This is a genomic window from Pseudomonas lurida (assembly GCF_002563895.1).
GTDB classification, from domain to species: domain Bacteria; phylum Pseudomonadota; class Gammaproteobacteria; order Pseudomonadales; family Pseudomonadaceae; genus Aquipseudomonas; species Aquipseudomonas lurida.
In genome coordinates, this window is the sequence record NZ_PDJB01000001.1 from 970477 (window position 1) to 985874 (window position 15398).

Genomic DNA, 15398 nt, shown 5'->3' on the forward strand with positions numbered 1-15398 from the left:
ACACATTTCCTAGCGGCAATGCCATTCCTGGCTGTCGGCGAATGTGGTCGCGAAATGCAGCTCGCCGATACCGGCAACGCGGTATGCGATCGAGCCATGAGCGCAGCCTCGTCAGGCTAACTTGCTGATTTATCAGCCCCTGTTCCGAGTGCGGCAGCAGGGGAGTGGACGTCTCTACCTTTTAAAAGGTTCCACACTTGGCAGCATTTAGCCACCCCCAATCGGGTGAACGGTGGTCCGGCACCCGGGGTTTGCGCTATACTCGCAGCCCTTTTTTGACTCACCTGCCAGGCGATTTCCCATGACCCACCAGGCCGCCGAAGTCGCGAAACGCCGCACTTTCGCCATTATTTCCCACCCCGATGCCGGTAAAACCACCATCACCGAGAAGCTCTTGCTGATGGGCAAGGCAATCGCAGTGGCCGGCACGGTGAAATCCCGCAAATCCGACCGCCATGCCACCTCCGACTGGATGGAAATGGAAAAACAACGGGGTATCTCCATTACCACGTCGGTCATGCAGTTCCCGTATCGCGACCACATGGTCAACCTGCTCGACACCCCGGGCCACGAAGACTTCTCCGAAGACACCTACCGCACCCTGACTGCAGTGGACTCGGCGTTGATGGTCCTCGACGGCGGTAAGGGCGTAGAGCCACGTACCATCGCGCTGATGGACGTGTGCCGTCTGCGTGACACGCCGATCGTCAGCTTCATCAACAAACTCGACCGCGATATCCGCGACCCGATCGAGTTGCTCGATGAAATCGAAGCCGTCCTGAAGATCAAGGCCGCGCCGATTACCTGGCCGATCGGTTGCTACCGCGACTTCAAGGGCGTGTACCACCTGGCCGACGACTACATCATTGTCTACACCGCCGGCCATGGTCACGAGCGCACCGAAACCAAGATCATCGAGAAACTCGACTCGGACGAAGCCCGCGCCCACCTGGGTGACGAGTACGACCGCTTTGTCGACCAGTTGGAACTGGTGCAGGGCGCCTGTCATGAGTTCAACCAGCAGGAGTTCCTCGACGGCCAACTGACCCCGGTGTTCTTCGGGACCGCCCTGGGCAACTTCGGTGTCGACCACGTACTCGATGCTGTCGTCGACTGGGCGCCGCGCCCACTGGCACGCGTGGCCAACGAGCGCACCGTGGAGCCGGTGGAAGAGAAGTTCTCGGGCTTCGTGTTCAAGATCCAGGCGAACATGGACCCCAAGCACCGCGACCGTATCGCCTTCATGCGCATCTGCTCCGGCAAATACGAAAAAGGCATGAAGATGCGCCACGTGCGCACCGGCAAGGACGTGCGCATCGGCGATGCCCTGACGTTCTTCTCCTCCGAGCGTGAACAGCTCGAAGAAGCCTACGCCGGCGACATCATCGGCCTGCACAACCATGGCACCATCCAGATCGGCGACACCTTCACCGAAGGCGAAGCGCTGGGCTTTACCGGCATCCCGCACTTCGCCCCGGAACTGTTCCGCCGCGTACGCCTGCGTGACCCGCTGAAATCCAAGCAACTGCGCCAGGGCCTGCAGCAATTGGCGGAAGAGGGCGCCACCCAGGTGTTCTTCCCCGAGCGCAGCAACGACATCATCCTCGGCGCCGTCGGCGTGCTGCAGTTCGACGTGGTCGCCAGCCGCCTGAAAGAGGAATACAAGGTCGAATGCTCCTACGAGCCAATCACCGTGTACTCCGCGCGCTGGATCGATTGCAGCGATATGAAGAAGCTGGAAGAGTTCTCCAACAAGGCTGTGGAAAACCTGGCGGTGGACGGCGGTGGTCACCTGACCTACCTGGCTCCGACCCGGGTGAACTTGGCGTTGATGGAAGAGCGCTGGCCGGATGTGAAATTCCGCGCGACCCGCGAGCACCACTAATTCCTGAGCGCTGCAAAACAAAATGTGGGAGGGGGCTTGCCCCCTCCCACATTTTTTTGTCTCCATCAAGCGTGGGATTGGCGATAACCCTGCATCGGGTCTAGCGTTTACCCACCGACTGTAAAGGAGACAATCGTGCGAAATACTCAACGCGCCATCCCCCTGGTGTTGCTGGCCGCCCTAGGGCTGACGGCCCTTCCAGCCCTGGCGGGCGCAGGGGCGCCGCAGTGGAAAGACACCGGCCCGGTTACCAAGAAAAAGCAGCAGGAGGTCAACTCCGGCAGTTGGCAGCCCCAGGCCCAGCCTGCGCCCAAGGAGGATGCAGAAAACCCTTACAACGAAGGCGAGGACAGCGAGACCTACGACGATGGCGACACCTGACGCCTGGCGTAAACCCGGCATTGGAACTAGCGTCTAAGCTGATGAGGGTAAACCGCTGTCGTGCAGATTCATCTACTGACTGGATGGAAATCGACCATGAGTATTTTTCAACGTGTGGTGCTGTTGATAAAAGTGCTGGTGCTGTTGTCGTTGGGGATGTCGACGGCCTGGGCACATAACCCGGTGCAGAGCGGTCAGGCGAGCGTGTCGGCGTCGCATGACAAGGGCCTGCAACTGGCCAAGTCCGAAGCCGAGCCTGGGGACCAAGACCAGGGTGGCAGCAAGGACGATGATGACTCCACCACTAACGAGCCGGACAGTGACGACCCAGACGACGATGATGGCGACAGCCAAACGTAGGCGCTGATCAAAAAAAAGCCCCTCCCAACAGGCTGATGCGCAACCTGATGGAAAGGGCTTGTAGAACACCTGTCATGCCCTGGCTTTATCGCCAGGGCATTTTTGTTGCACGCAGGCTCAGGCCACGAACTGCTCCGCGTAGTGGCAAGCCACCTGGCGGTTGTCCAGCGGCCGCAACAACGGCTCCTCACTGCTGCAACGCGCTGTCGCATACGGGCAACGCTTGTGGAACGCGCAGCCAGGTGGCGGGTTCAGCGGGTTGGGCAGCTCGCCGACGATCTTGATCTTCGGCTTGTTCGGGTCCGGGTGGATGGTCGGGGTGGCCGACAGCAGTGCCTGGGTATACGGGTGCAGCGGGCGGGCGTAGATGTCTTCCTTGGGGCCCACTTCAACCGGGCGGCCGAGGTACATCACCATCACGTCGTCGGCAACGTGTTGCACCACCGCGAGGTTGTGGGAGATGAACACGTAGGCTGTGTTGAACTCCTGCTGCAGGTCCATGAACAGGTTGAGCACCTGGGCCTGGATCGATACGTCCAGTGCGGAGGTTGGCTCATCGGCAACCAGCACTTTCGGTTGCAGCATCATGGCGCGGGCGAGGGCGATCCGCTGGCGTTGACCACCGGAGAACATGTGCGGGTAACGCTGATAATGCTCAGGGCGCAGGCCCACTTGCTTCATCATCGCCTGCACTTTCTCGCGGCGTTCGGCGGCGGACAGGTTGGTGTTGATCAACAGCGGCTCACCCAGTTGATCACCGACTTTCTGCCGAGGGTTCAGCGAGGCGTACGGGCTCTGGAACACCATCTGCACGTCTTTGCGCAATTGCTTGCGCTGAGCCTTGTCGGCGCCGGCGACTTCCTGGCCGGCGATTTTCAACGAGCCCGAGGACGGTTCTTCAATCAGCGTCAGTGCACGGGCCAGGGTGGATTTGCCGCAACCCGACTCGCCCACAACGGCGAGGGTCTTGCCGGCTTCCAGCTCGAAGGACACGCCATTGAGGGCACGCACAGTGGCATGGCCCTTGAACAGGCCACGGGACACTTCGTAGTGACGGGTCAGGTCGCGGGCGGTAAGAACGACGGCCATTACGCCACCTCCTGGTTCAAGGGGTAGAAGCAGCGCGCGAGGCTGTTGCTTTTCGGGTCAAGGCCGGGACGCTGGGTGCGGCAGTTTTCCTGCACGTACGGGCAACGCGGCGACAGCAGGCAACCCTGCGGACGGTCATAACGACCGGGCACGATACCCGGCAGCGTGGCCAGACGCGTGGCGCCGAGGCTATGCTCGGGGATCGCCTTGAGCAGGGCTTCGCTGTACGGGTGCGCTGGGATATCGAACAGTTGCGGCACCTGGCCGACCTCGACTGCTTGCCCTGCGTACATCACGCACACGCGCTGGGCGGTTTCCGCCACGACCGCGAGGTCGTGGGTGATCAGCACCAGGCCCATGTTCTGCTCTTTCTGCAGGGCCAGTAGCAGGTCCATGATCTGCGCTTGAATGGTGACGTCCAGAGCGGTGGTCGGTTCGTCGGCGATCAGCAGTTTTGGCTCGCCAGCAATCGCCATGGCGATTGCCACCCGCTGGCTCATGCCACCGGAGAGTTGGTGCGGGTATGCATCCATACGGCTGGCAGCGCCCGGGATTTCAACCTTTTCCAACAGCTCGATGGCACGCTTGCGCGCTTGCTTGCCGGACATTTTCAGGTGCAGGCGCAGCACTTCTTCAATCTGGAACCCCACGGTGTAGCTGGGGTTCAGGGCGGTCATCGGGTCCTGGAACACCATCGCCAGGTCTTTGCCGACGATCTGGCGGCGCTGGCGGTTGCTCAACTTGAGCATGTCCTTGCCGTCAAAGTTCAGCGCGTCGGCGGTGACGATGCCGGGATGCTCGATCAGGCCCATCAGCGCCATCATGGTCACGGATTTACCCGACCCCGACTCGCCAACGATCGCCAGTACTTCGCCTTTGTCGACGGAAATGTCGAGGCCATCGACCACCGGTACGGCGGTCTTGTCGCCGAAGCGGACGTTGAGATTCTTGATTTCTAACAGTGACATGGGAATCTCCTCAGGCGGCGTTCTTGAGTTTCGGGTCCAGCGCGTCGCGCAGGCCGTCACCCATCAAGTTGATTGCCAGCACGCTGAGCAAAATGGTCAAACCAGGCAGGCTCACGACCCACCAGGCGCGTTCGATGTAGTCACGGGCCGAAGCCAGCATGGTGCCCCACTCGGGGGTTGGCGGTTGTACGCCAAGACCAAGGAAGCCCAGGGCCGCGGCATCGAGGATCGCCGAGGAGAAACTCAGGGTGGCCTGGACGATCAGCGGCGCCATGCAGTTAGGCAGCACGGTGATGAACATCAGGCGCGGCAGGCCTGCGCCGGCGAGGCGGGCGGCGGTCACGTAGTCGCGGTTCAGTTCGCCCATGACCGCAGCGCGGGTCAGGCGGACGTAGGACGGCAGCGACACGATAGCGATCGCAATCACGGTGTTGATCAGGCCAGGGCCGAGGATCGCGACAATGGCAACGGCCAGCAGCAGCGACGGCAGGGCCAGCATGATGTCCATCAGGCGCATGATGGTCGGGCCGAGCAGGCGCGGGAAGAAGCCGGCGAACAGGCCCAGCAGGATGCCCGGGATCAGCGACATCACCACCGACGACAAACCGATCAGCAAGGACAGGCGCGAGCCCTGGATCAGGCGCGAGAGCAAGTCACGGCCCAGTTCGTCGGTGCCGAGCAGGAACTGCATCTGCCCGCCTTCCAGCCAGGCCGGTGGGGTCAGCAGGAAGTCGCGGTATTGCTCGCTCGGGTTATGCGGTGCAACCCATGGGGCGAAAATCGCGCAGAACACGATCAGCAACATGAACAGCAGGCCGGCAACCGCGCCTTTGTTCTTGGAGAAGGCTTGCCAGAATTCTTTGTACGGGGACGGGTACAGCAGGCTTTGATCGACTGCTGACACTTGAGTAGGTGTGGTCATGGTCATGATCTCAGCGCTGGTGACGGATGCGTGGGTTGGCGAAGCCGTAGAGGACATCCACTACGAAGTTCACCAGGATCACCAGGCAGGCGATCAGCAGGATGCCGTTCTGCACCACCGGGTAGTCCCGCGCGCCAATGGCTTCGATCAGCCATTTGCCGATGCCGGGCCAGGAGAAGATGGTTTCGGTCAGGACCGCACCGGCCAGCAGCGTGCCGACTTGCAGGCCGACCACGGTCAGCACCGGGATCAGTGCGTTGCGCAGTCCGTGCACGAACACCACGCGTGCCGGCGACAGGCCCTTGGCCTTGGCGGTGCGAATGTAGTCTTCACGCAGGACTTCGAGCATCGACGAACGGGTCATCCGCGCGATCACCGCCAGCGGGATGGTGCCGAGCACGATGGCCGGCAGGATCAGGTGGTGCAGGGCGTCGAAGAAGGCGTCCGGCTCGTCAGCCAGCAGGGTGTCGATCAGCATGAAGCCGGTGCGCGGCTCGATGTCGTAGAGCAGGTCGATACGCCCGGAAACCGGGGTCCAGCCCAGGCTTACCGAGAAGAACATGATCAGGATCAGGCCCCACCAGAAGATCGGCATCGAATATCCCGCCAGGGAGATGCCCATTACCCCATGGTCGAACAGGGATCCTCGCTTCAGCGCCGCGATCACCCCGGCCAACAGGCCCAGGATACCGGCGAACAACAGGGCAGCCATGGACAGTTCCAGGGTCGCCGGGAAGAGCGCGGTGAATTCGGTCCACACGCTGGTGCGGGTGCGCAGCGATTCGCCAAGGTCGCCCTGGGCGAGCTTGCCGACGTAATCCAGGTATTGCGCATACAACGGCTTGTTAAGGCCAAGGCGTTCCATTGCCTGTGCGTGCATCTCGGGGTCGACGCGCCGCTCGCCCATCATGACTTCAACGGGGTCGCCAGGGATCATGCGAATCAACGCAAACGTGAGCAACGTTATGCCGAAAAACGTGGGGATCAATAACCCCAGTCGGCGGGCAATAAAACTAAACATCTTGTCGTTTACCTCAATCAGCCGGTTAGGCAGGTCCGGCACCGTCAGTGTCGACGGTGCCGAGCGTTTTTCTTATTTACTTCACCTGGGTAGTGGCGAAGTTATTGTTCGTCAGAGGGCTTTGGGTATATCCCTCGACGTTCTTGCGCATGGCGGTGAACATTTTCGGGTAAGCCATGGGAATCCACGGTTGGTCCTTGTCGAAAACGTCCATTGCTTGTTCATAGAGTGCAGCGCGTTGTGCGGGTTCAGCGATAGCGCGCGCCTTGTCGATCAAGTCTTGAAACTCCTTGTTACACCAGCGCGCGTAGTTTTCGCCGTTTTTCGCTGCATCGCAACTCAGGTTCGGCGTGAGGAAGTTATCCGGGTCGCCGTTATCCCCCGCCCAACCGGCGGACACCATGTCGTGCTCGCCGTTTTTAGCACGCTTGAGCATTTCGCCCCATTCCATGACTTTGATATTCACCTTCAGGCCAATCTGCGCCAGATCCGCCTGCATGCGCTGTGCGCCGAGCATCGGGTTAGGGTTGGTCGGGCCGCCGCCGTTACGGGTGAACAGGGTGAACTCGGTGCCTTCCGGCACGCCGGCTTCCTTGAGCAGGGCGCGGGCCTTATCGAGGTCGCGCGGTGGGTTTTTCAGCTTGTCGTTGAATCCCAGCAGCGTGGGTGGAAACGGGCCGGTGGCATCGACAGCGTTGCCTTTGCCGTACAGCGATTCGTTGTAGCCTTTTTTGTCGAACGCGATGTTGATCGCATGACGCACCCGCGCGTCGCTCATGTACTTGTGGGTGGTGTTCAGTGCGGTGTAGGCGGTGGTCATCGCCGCCAGTTCATCGACCTTCAGGTTCGGGTCTTTCTTGATGCTGGGCAGGTCATCGGGCTTGGGATATAGCGCGACCTGGCATTCGTTGGCCTTGAGCTTCTGCAGGCGCACGTTGTTGTCGACGGCAATGGCCAGGATCAACGGGTCGGCCGGCGGCTTGCCACGGAAGTATTCCGGGTTGGCCTTGAAGCGTACCTGAGCATCTTTCTGATAGCGGATGAAGATGAACGGGCCGGTGCCGATCGGCTTGCTATTGAGCTCATCGGTCTTACCGGCGGCGAGCAGTTTGTCGGCGTATTCAGCGGAGTGGATGGCGGTAAACGGCATCGCGACATCGGCCAGGAACGGTGCTTCAGGGCGCGTCAGGGTGAAGACCACCGTGTGGTCATCAGTCTTCTCGACGCTTTTGAGCAGTTCCTTGAAGCCCATGCTTTCGAAATAGGGGAAACCTGTGGCGGATTTGTTATGCCAAGGGTGTTTCGGGTCCAACTGGCGTTGGAAGCTCCAGAGCACGTCATCGGCATTCAAGTTGCGCGTGGGCTTGAAGTAGTCGGTGGTGTGGAACTTGACGTCATCACGCAGGTGGAACGTATAGGTCAGGCCGTCATCACTGATTTCCCAGGTCTTGGCGAGCGCGGGAACGATTTCAGTGGTGCCTGGCTTGAAGTCCACCAGACGGTTGAACATGGTTTCAGCGGCGGCGTCTGCGGTCACGGCCGTGGTGTACAGGACCGGGTCGAAACCTTCCGGGCTGGCTTCGGTGCAGACAACCAGTGGTTTGGCCGAAACGCCGATCGCCACGCTCAACAGCGCGGCGGCCATGGTGGCTTGTAGCGGAAGCATTTTCATTCATAGCCCTCTGCAATCGATGGGACCAGACAAGCGTAGACGGCGGGCTCGTCCTGAGCCCGCCGTCTACCTGGCGCTAATTAAAGAATGTTGAACGGGATGGTGGTCACCAGACGGAACTCTTTGATGCTGCCGTCGGATTGGAACTCGCTACCGCGGTGCTCAACGTAGGTTGCACGCACGGTGGTGGCCTTGAGCGCGCCGCTCTGGATGGCGTAAGAGGCGCCTACACCGTATTCCTGGTGTTTTTCGCCGTCTTGTTTCTGGATGCCGTCGTAGGCGAACTTGGCCCGGCCGTTGTTGCCGGTGTAGTGAGTACCGTCGATGTCCCAGCCGCGCGCCGAGTAGGCGTTGAACTTCAGGCCTGGCACGCCGTATTCGGCCATGTTGATGCCGTAGGCGATCTGGAAGGATTTCTCGTTCGGACCGTTGAAGTCAGAGGTCAGGGAGTTGGCCAGGTAGATGCCGTTGGTTTCGTGCAGGTAGTCGAAGTACTCGTTACCGTTCACTTGCTGGTAGGAGAACGTCAGGCTGTGAGCCTGGTGCGCCAGGCCCAGGGACAGGGAGAAGGTATCGTTGTCGATTTCCCCCATCTCTTTTTTGCCTTCATCGACCGTTTTGTAGTAGTTGAAACCGGTGGTCAGCGCCAGTTGCTGGGCATCACCCAACTCGTGGGTAGCGCCGAAGTAGTACTGGTTCCAGAAGTCCTTCACGTTAGCGCCGAAGACGCTGACTTTCAGGCTTTTCAGCGGCTGGTAGTTCAGGCCCAGGGTGGACACCTTGTCGGTCTCCGCGCCATTGCCGTATTCGCTACGGAATTTCGACAGGCTCTGTTCGGTACGTGGCGAAACGCGGTCAAACACGCCGCCCTGGAACGACAGGTTGCTGAACTCTTCGCTGTTGAAGCTCACACCTTCGAAGCTCGATGGCAGTGCACGGTTGCCGATGGTGTCGACGATGCCGCTGCTGAAGTTCTGACGACCGGCGGTCAAGGTGGTGTTCGATACGCGGAACTGCACGTTGGCCAGGCCCAGTTTGCTCCACTGGCCTACTGCATCACCGTCGGAGTCAGCCAGTGTACGGTTGGAACCGCCCTTGATGTCACGCTTGCTGCGGTCCAGGACCAACGCGTTGTAGACCGCCAATTCGGTCTTGACGCCTACGGTGCCTTGGGTGAAACCCGAGCTGGCGTTGATGATGGTGCCCTGTACCCAGTTGGTACGGTTACGGTCGGTACGGGTTTGACCGTGCTTCTGGTATTCGAAGTTGCCGCCACGGTACTTGCTCTCGTGGGAGTACCAGTTACGCGTGGTGCCACCCAGGCTGAAGTCTTCGATAAAGCCCTTGGCTTCGCTTTGGGCGCTGGTGCCGGCCAATGTGGTGGGAACGAAGTCCTGGCTGGTGGATTCAGCGTAGGCGGTGGCCGTGATGCTGCTGATGGCCAGGGCCAGAAGCGCTTTGCTGCTCAGTTTCATTGATGAAGCTCCTTTGGTTCTCTTTTTAATGCCGGTCTTTTTTGGTGATCCGGCTATTGGGTGTGTAACTCGTTCAAGCCATGGCAAACGTTTGGCGTAGGAAAAATCCCAACAAAAGGCCGCGCGTTTGCAGCAAGGCGGGTTTCGCCCTGCGCAATCCGGTTATTTTCTTATGGGGTGATACTGACGCCCGAGAACACGTTGCGGCCGAAGGGGCTGACTTTGAACCCTTCGACGTTGGCGCTTAACGGCTGGTTGACCGTCGAGTGGGCGACTGGCGTGATCGGCACCTGCTGCTTGAGCAGTTGCTGCGCCTGTTTGTAGAGAACAGTCCTTTGTTCGCGGTCGGTCACGACCTTGGCTTGCTTGATCAGCTTGTCGTACGCCGGGTCACACCACATGGAGTAGTTGTTCCCGCCGATGGCGTCGCAGCTGTAGAGGGTGCCCAGCCAGTTGTCCGGGTCACCATTGTCGCCGGTCCAGCCGATCAGGCTCACATCGTGCTCACCGTTCTTGGTGCGCTTGATGTACTCGCCCCACTCATAGCTGACGATCTTGACCTTGAGGCCGATCTTGGCCCAGTCGCTTTGCAGCATCTCGGCCATCAGCTTGGCGTTGGGGTTGTAGGGGCGTTGTACGGGCATCGCCCACAGGGTGATTTCGGTGCCTTCCTTCACGCCGGCAGCCTTGAGCAGTTCCTTGGCTTTTTCCGGGTTGTAGGCGGCGTCCTTGATGCTGTCGTCGTAGGACCATTGCGTCGGCGGCATGGCGTTGACCGCCAGTTGCCCTGCGCCCTGGTACACCGCATTCAGGATGCTCTGCTTGTTCACCGCCATGTCCAGCGCCTGGCGCACTTCAAGCTGGTCGAACGGCTTATGGCGCACGTTGTAGGCGATGTAGCCGAGGTTGAACCCTGGTTTGGTCAGCAGTTGCAGCTTGGGGTCCGCCTTGAGGGCGTCGACGTCAGCCGGGCGTGGATGCAGGGTCACCTGACATTCGCCGGCCTTGAGTTTTTGCACCCGCACCGACGGGTCGGTGTTGATGGCGAAAATCAACTGGTCCAGCTTGACCTTGCTCGGGTCCCAGTACTGTTTGTTGGCCACATAACGGATCTGCGAATCTTTCTGATAGCGCTGGAACGCGAAGGGGCCAGTGCCGATCGGCTTCTGGTTGATGTCGCTGGGTTTGCCGGCCTTGAGCAATTGCTCGGCGTATTCAGCCGACAGGATAGCGGCGAAGCTCATGGCGATGTTCTGGATGAACGCGGCGTCAACCGTGTTCAGGGTGATCACCACCGTGTGCAGGTCGGTTTTCTCGACCTTGGCAATATTCTTGTTCAGGCTCATCCCGTTGAAGTACGGAAACTCGGTGGGGTAGGCCTTGCGGAACGGGTGGTCGGGGTCAAGCATGCGATTGAAGGTGAACAGCACGTCGTCGGCATTGAAGTCCCGCGTCGGCTTGAATTCCTTGTTGCTGTGGAATTTCACCCCTTCACGCAGGTGAAAGGTGTAGGTCAGGCCATCTGGCGAAATATCCCACTTGGTAGCCAGCGCGGGTACGACACCTGTCTCGCCCTTTTCAAACTCAACCAGACGGTTGTACAGCGGCTCGGCCGCATCGTTATCGGTGGCGGTGGTGTATTGCGCGGTGTCAAAGCCAGCCGGGCTGCCTTCCGAGCAGAACACCAGGCTCTTCTTGTCGGCGGCCTGGCCCATCGTGGCCACAGCCAGCAGGCTGGTGCCAAAAATTGCGGATAGAACGGTGGTATGGCGCATGACGATCCCGATCCTTGTTTGTAATTGTCATCAGTGAACAATCACCCTGGCGTACGGCCAGGGAAACATCACTGATCCCACACTCAGCAAGTGCCTTTCCGAATATGGAGCTTCTGCCGTCCTACGACGTTATGGGTCGCGGACTTCACAGTAAATGCGCCAAATCGGATTGACCTTGTAGGCAACGGCGCCGCGCATCGCAGTTCATTGCTGTAGGACGCAACGACTGCGAGCGTGGTTTGTTTCCTACGGGCCTGGCGGATGCAATAACGGCGACGTTATGAAACGTCGCCGTCAAGGCTCCTTACTTGCCGCTTACGCTCACGCCGTAGAAGGAGTTCAAGCCAAACGGGCTGATCTTGAAGTCCTGCACGGTGTTGCGCATGGGTTGATACACCGTCGAGTGCGCGATAGGTGTCATCGGGACTGCATCTTTGAGGATATGTTGCGCCTGCTTGTACAGCTCGGTGCGTTTGGCGACATCCGATGTGGCCTTGGCTTCTTTCACGATGCCATCGAATTTCTTGTCGCACCATTTGGAGAAGTTGTTACCGGACAGCGAGTCGCAGCCGAACAGCACGTTCAGCCAGTTGTCCGGGTCACCATTGTCACCGCTCCAGCCAATGATCATGGCCTGGTTCTCGCCACCTTTGGAGCGCTTGATGTACTCGCCCCACTCGTAGCTGGTGATCTTCACGTTGAGACCGATCTTCTTCCAGTCGTTTTGCAGCATTTCCGCCATCAGCTTGGCGTTCGGGTTGTACGGACGCTGAACCGGCATGGCCCACAGGACGATTTCAGTCCCTTCCTTGACGCCGGCTTCCTTGAGCAGCGACTTGGCTTTCTCCGGATCGTACTTGGCGTCCTTGATGGTGGTGTCATACGACCATTGGGTCGGCGGCATGGCGTTGACGGCCAATTGGCCGGCGCCCTGGTACACGGAGTCGATGATCTGCTGCTTGTTCACCGACATGTCCAGCGCCTGGCGTACGCGCAGGTCAGCCAGCGGGTTCGGCTGGTCGCTGCCCTTGACCTTGTCCATGACGTTGTAGGCGATGTAGCCCAGGTTGAAACCAGCCTGGTTCGGCAGTTTCAGGTCCTTGTCAGCTTCCAGCGCCTTGAGGTCGGCCGGACGTGGGAACAAGGTGATCTGGCATTCGTTTTTCTTGAGCTTCTGGATACGCACCGACGGGTCAGTGGTGATGGCGAAGATCAGGTTGTCGATCTTCACGTCTTCAGGTTTCCAGTAGTCCTTGTTGCCGGTGTAGCGGATGTTCGAGTCTTTCTGGTAGCTCTTGAACACGAACGGGCCAGTGCCGATTGGCTTCTGGTTGATGTCCGCGGCCTTGCCTTCTTTCAGCAGTTGGGCGGCGTATTCAGCCGACTGGATCGAAGCGAAGCTCATTGCCAGGTTCTGGATGAAGGCGGCGTCCACGGTGCCAAGGGTGAACTTGACGGTGTGTTCATCGACCTTCTCGATGTTCTTGATGTTGGTGTCCATCCCCATGTCCGTGAAGTACGGGAACTCGGTGGGGTAGGCTTTGCGGAACGGATCGTCCTTGTTGATCATGCGGTTGAACGTGAACAGCACGTCATCGGCATTGAAGGTACGGGTCGGCTTGAAGTACGAGGTGGTGTGGAACTTGACGCCGTCGCGCAGGTGGAAGGTGTAGGTCAAGCCATCCGGGGAAACGTCCCAGCTGGTAGCCAGGCCAGGAATCACAGCGGTGCCGCCGCGTTCGAACTGGGTCAGGCGGTTGAACATGGTTTCGGCCGAGGCATCGAAGTCTGTTCCGGTGGTGTACTGGCCTGGGTCAAAACCGGCCGGGCTCCCTTCGGAGCAGAACACCAGGTTAGTCGCCGCTTGGGCGAAAGGAGCTGCGGCCATAAGGCCAGCGCTAACAATTAACGGAATGACTGCGTGTTTAAGCATGTTGGCCTCATGATTTGTTGTCATTTTTGGTGGTGAGGGCGACCTCGTGAGTCGGCCTGCGGATACTTATGCAGGCGCCATACCCAATGCAAGATGCTGAACCGTTACGAGGGTGAAACAGTGGTACGAACGTACAGGAATGTCGCAATTATGAAAGTTTGTACATATTTGCGCATATTTTGAGGGTTTTTTCGGTGCAGCAGACGCACCAAAAATGACCAACCGAGGCGTCTAGCGCACTCGGTTGGGGCGTCGCTGTTACTTATCTAGACTCACGCCATAGAACGGGGTCAGTCCAAAGGGGCTGATCTTGAAGTCCTTCACTTCCTTGCGCAGTGGTTGGAAAACCGTCGAGTTTGCAATGGGCGTTATAGGTACTTGTTCCTTAAGGATTTTCTGTGCCTGTTGATACCACTTGATGCGCTGCTCGCGGTCGTTGCTGACCTTGGCTTGTTGCACGAGTTTATCGTAGGCCGGGTTACACCATTTGGCGTAGTTGCTGCCCTTGACTGCGGCACAACTGTAGAGCACGCCCAACCAGTTATCCGGGTCGCCATTGTCGCCAGTCCAGCCGTAGATCATCGCGTCATGCTCACCGTTTTTAGCGCGCTTGATGTACTCGCCCCACTCATAGCTGACGATATTGGCCTTGATGCCAATTTTCTCCCAATCCTGTTGGATCATTTGTGCCGACATGCGCGCGTTGGGGTTGGACGCACGTTGTACGGTCATTGCCCAGAGGTTGATGGTGGTACCAGGTGCAACCCCTGCTTCTTTTAGTAGCGCACGGGCTTTGGTCGGGTCGTGGGGTGCATCCTTGATGCTGGGGTCATAAGACCACTGCGCAGGCGGCAGCGCGTTCTGCGCCAATTGCCCGGCGCTCTGGTACACGGCCTTGATAATCGCCGGCTTGTCGATGGCCATGTCCAGCGCCTGGCGCACCTTGAGCTGGTCCAACGGCGGGTGGGTCACGTTGTAGGCCAGGAAGCCCAGGTTGAACCCGGCCTGTTGCAGCACGCGCAGGTTCGGGTCCTGCTTCATCACTTCAATGTCGGCAGGGCGTGGGTAACCACTGACCTGGCATTCGCCAGCCTTGAGCTTTTGCAGGCGCGATGCAGCATCCGGGGTGATCGCGAACACCAGGTTGTCGAGCTTCACGTCCTCGGGCTTCCAATACTGTTTGTTGGCCACGTAGCGGATCTGCGAGTCCTTCTGATAGCGCTTGAACACAAACGGCCCGGTGCCCACGGGCTTCTGGTTAATGTCCGAGGCTGTGCCTTGTTTCAACAGTTGGGCAGCGTACTCGGCGGACTGCACCGAGGCGAAGCTCATGGCCAGGTTCTGCACAAATGATGCATCGACGTTATTCAGGTTGAAGCGCACGGTGTGTTCGTCAAGTTTGTCGACGCTCTTGATCGTGGTGTTCAAACCCATGTCGGTGAAGTACGGCGATTCGGAGGGGTAGGCCTGGCGGAAGGGGCTCTGTGCATCCAGCAGCCGATTGAAGGTGAACAGCACATCATCCGCGTTGAAATCGCGGGTAGGGGTGAAGAAATCGGTGGTGTGGAACTTGACGCCATCGCGCAGGTGGAAGGTGTAGGTCAGGCCGTCTTTGGAGACCTCCCAGCTCGTCGCCAGGCCGGGCTCCACTTCGGTGCCGCCGCGCTTGAACTGGGTCAGGCGGTTGAACACGGTTTCAGCGGAAGCATCAAAATCGGTGCCGCTGGTGTACTGGCTGGGGTCGAATCCGGCGGGGCTGGCTTCGGAGCAGTAGACCAGGGTGGTGGCCGCATGGGCCATCGGCATAAAAGCCAACAGGCCGGCGGCGAGGAGCAGCGGTTTTAAGGTGATTCTTTCCATGGAGACCCCTGAAGTGGCAGGCATATATGAGCTGCTCAAACGAAAACGGCGCTACCG

The 15398-nt window shown here is 59.3% G+C and carries 12 protein-coding genes; 3 read left to right on the forward strand and 9 right to left on the reverse strand.

All coding sequences use genetic code 11. The features are described 5' to 3' along the window. The first annotated feature begins 301 nt into the window (after positions 1-301). The 3 genes from ATH90_RS04345 (at position 302) to ATH90_RS04355 (ending at position 2626) form a co-directional block, all read left to right on the forward strand. Positions 302-1885 carry a peptide chain release factor 3 gene (locus ATH90_RS04345; RefSeq protein ID WP_098465778.1) on the forward strand — a complete coding sequence of 528 codons (1584 nt, stop codon included), beginning with the start codon at positions 302-304 and terminating at the stop codon, positions 1883-1885. A 135-nt stretch (positions 1886-2020) separates the two neighbouring features. Further along, on the forward strand, positions 2021-2266 hold the full coding sequence (locus ATH90_RS04350; RefSeq protein ID WP_034102128.1) for a hypothetical protein: 246 nt from the start codon (positions 2021-2023) through the stop codon (positions 2264-2266). A 96-nt stretch (positions 2267-2362) separates the two neighbouring features. Next, positions 2363-2626 (forward strand): hypothetical protein, encoded by a 264-nt coding sequence (locus ATH90_RS04355; protein ID WP_034102130.1) that lies wholly within the window; start codon positions 2363-2365, stop codon positions 2624-2626. A gap of 117 nt (positions 2627-2743) precedes the next feature. Here the strand turns inward: ATH90_RS04355 and ATH90_RS04360 are convergent, their stop codons facing one another. From ATH90_RS04360 to ATH90_RS04400, 9 genes are all read right to left on the reverse strand, one after another. Next, positions 2744-3715, reverse strand: coding sequence for a peptide ABC transporter ATP-binding protein (locus ATH90_RS04360; RefSeq protein WP_034102132.1), 972 nt, complete (start codon positions 3713-3715; stop codon positions 2744-2746). Continuing rightward, positions 3715-4683 carry an ABC transporter ATP-binding protein gene (locus ATH90_RS04365; RefSeq protein WP_034102134.1) on the reverse strand — a complete coding sequence of 323 codons (969 nt, stop codon included), beginning with the start codon at positions 4681-4683 and terminating at the stop codon, positions 3715-3717. The genes ATH90_RS04360 and ATH90_RS04365 overlap by 1 nt, the downstream gene beginning before the upstream one ends. Positions 4684-4693: 10 nt before the next feature. Next, positions 4694-5605 (reverse strand): ABC transporter permease subunit, encoded by a 912-nt coding sequence (locus tag ATH90_RS04370; protein ID WP_003188486.1) that lies wholly within the window; start codon positions 5603-5605, stop codon positions 4694-4696. 10 nt (positions 5606-5615) lie between these two features. Continuing rightward, entirely contained in the window at positions 5616-6626 is a 1011-nt protein-coding gene (locus ATH90_RS04375) for an ABC transporter permease subunit (RefSeq protein ID WP_034102486.1), read from the reverse strand. A gap of 76 nt (positions 6627-6702) precedes the next feature. Continuing rightward, positions 6703-8298 (reverse strand): ABC transporter substrate-binding protein, encoded by a 1596-nt coding sequence (locus ATH90_RS04380; RefSeq protein ID WP_034102135.1) that lies wholly within the window; start codon positions 8296-8298, stop codon positions 6703-6705. An 80-nt stretch (positions 8299-8378) separates the two neighbouring features. Beyond that, on the reverse strand, positions 8379-9773 hold the full coding sequence (locus ATH90_RS04385; protein WP_034102137.1) for an OprD family outer membrane porin: 1395 nt from the start codon (positions 9771-9773) through the stop codon (positions 8379-8381). 170 nt (positions 9774-9943) lie between these two features. Beyond that, the gene (locus ATH90_RS04390) at positions 9944-11548 is read right to left on the reverse strand and encodes an ABC transporter substrate-binding protein (RefSeq protein WP_034102139.1); all 1605 of its coding nucleotides are present in this window, start codon (positions 11546-11548) and stop codon (positions 9944-9946) included. A 304-nt stretch (positions 11549-11852) separates the two neighbouring features. Beyond that, on the reverse strand, positions 11853-13481 hold the full coding sequence (locus ATH90_RS04395; protein ID WP_034102141.1) for an ABC transporter substrate-binding protein: 1629 nt from the start codon (positions 13479-13481) through the stop codon (positions 11853-11855). A gap of 258 nt (positions 13482-13739) precedes the next feature. Then, positions 13740-15341, reverse strand: coding sequence for an ABC transporter substrate-binding protein (locus ATH90_RS04400; protein WP_098465779.1), 1602 nt, complete (start codon positions 15339-15341; stop codon positions 13740-13742). Positions 15342-15398: the final 57 nt, after the last annotated feature.

Bases quoted from the DNA above. Each gene is read 5' to 3' on its own strand.
- ATH90_RS04345 (WP_098465778.1), top strand. From the start codon at position 302: ATGACCCACCAGGCCGCCGAAGTCGCGAAACGCCGCACTTTCGCCATT.
- ATH90_RS04355 (WP_034102130.1), top strand. From the start codon at position 2,363: ATGAGTATTTTTCAACGTGTGGTGCTGTTGATAAAAGTGCTGGTGCTG.
- ATH90_RS04360 (WP_034102132.1), bottom strand. From the start codon at position 3,715: ATGGCCGTCGTTCTTACCGCCCGCGACCTGACCCGTCACTACGAAGTG.
- ATH90_RS04365 (WP_034102134.1), bottom strand. From the start codon at position 4,683: ATGTCACTGTTAGAAATCAAGAATCTCAACGTCCGCTTCGGCGACAAG.
- ATH90_RS04370 (WP_003188486.1), bottom strand. From the start codon at position 5,605: ATGACCACACCTACTCAAGTGTCAGCAGTCGATCAAAGCCTGCTGTAC.
- ATH90_RS04375 (WP_034102486.1), bottom strand. From the start codon at position 6,626: ATGTTTAGTTTTATTGCCCGCCGACTGGGGTTATTGATCCCCACGTTT.
- ATH90_RS04380 (WP_034102135.1), bottom strand. From the start codon at position 8,298: ATGAAAATGCTTCCGCTACAAGCCACCATGGCCGCCGCGCTGTTGAGC.
- ATH90_RS04385 (WP_034102137.1), bottom strand. From the start codon at position 9,773: ATGAAACTGAGCAGCAAAGCGCTTCTGGCCCTGGCCATCAGCAGCATC.
- ATH90_RS04390 (WP_034102139.1), bottom strand. From the start codon at position 11,548: ATGCGCCATACCACCGTTCTATCCGCAATTTTTGGCACCAGCCTGCTG.
- ATH90_RS04395 (WP_034102141.1), bottom strand. From the start codon at position 13,481: ATGCTTAAACACGCAGTCATTCCGTTAATTGTTAGCGCTGGCCTTATG.
- ATH90_RS04400 (WP_098465779.1), bottom strand. From the start codon at position 15,341: ATGGAAAGAATCACCTTAAAACCGCTGCTCCTCGCCGCCGGCCTGTTG.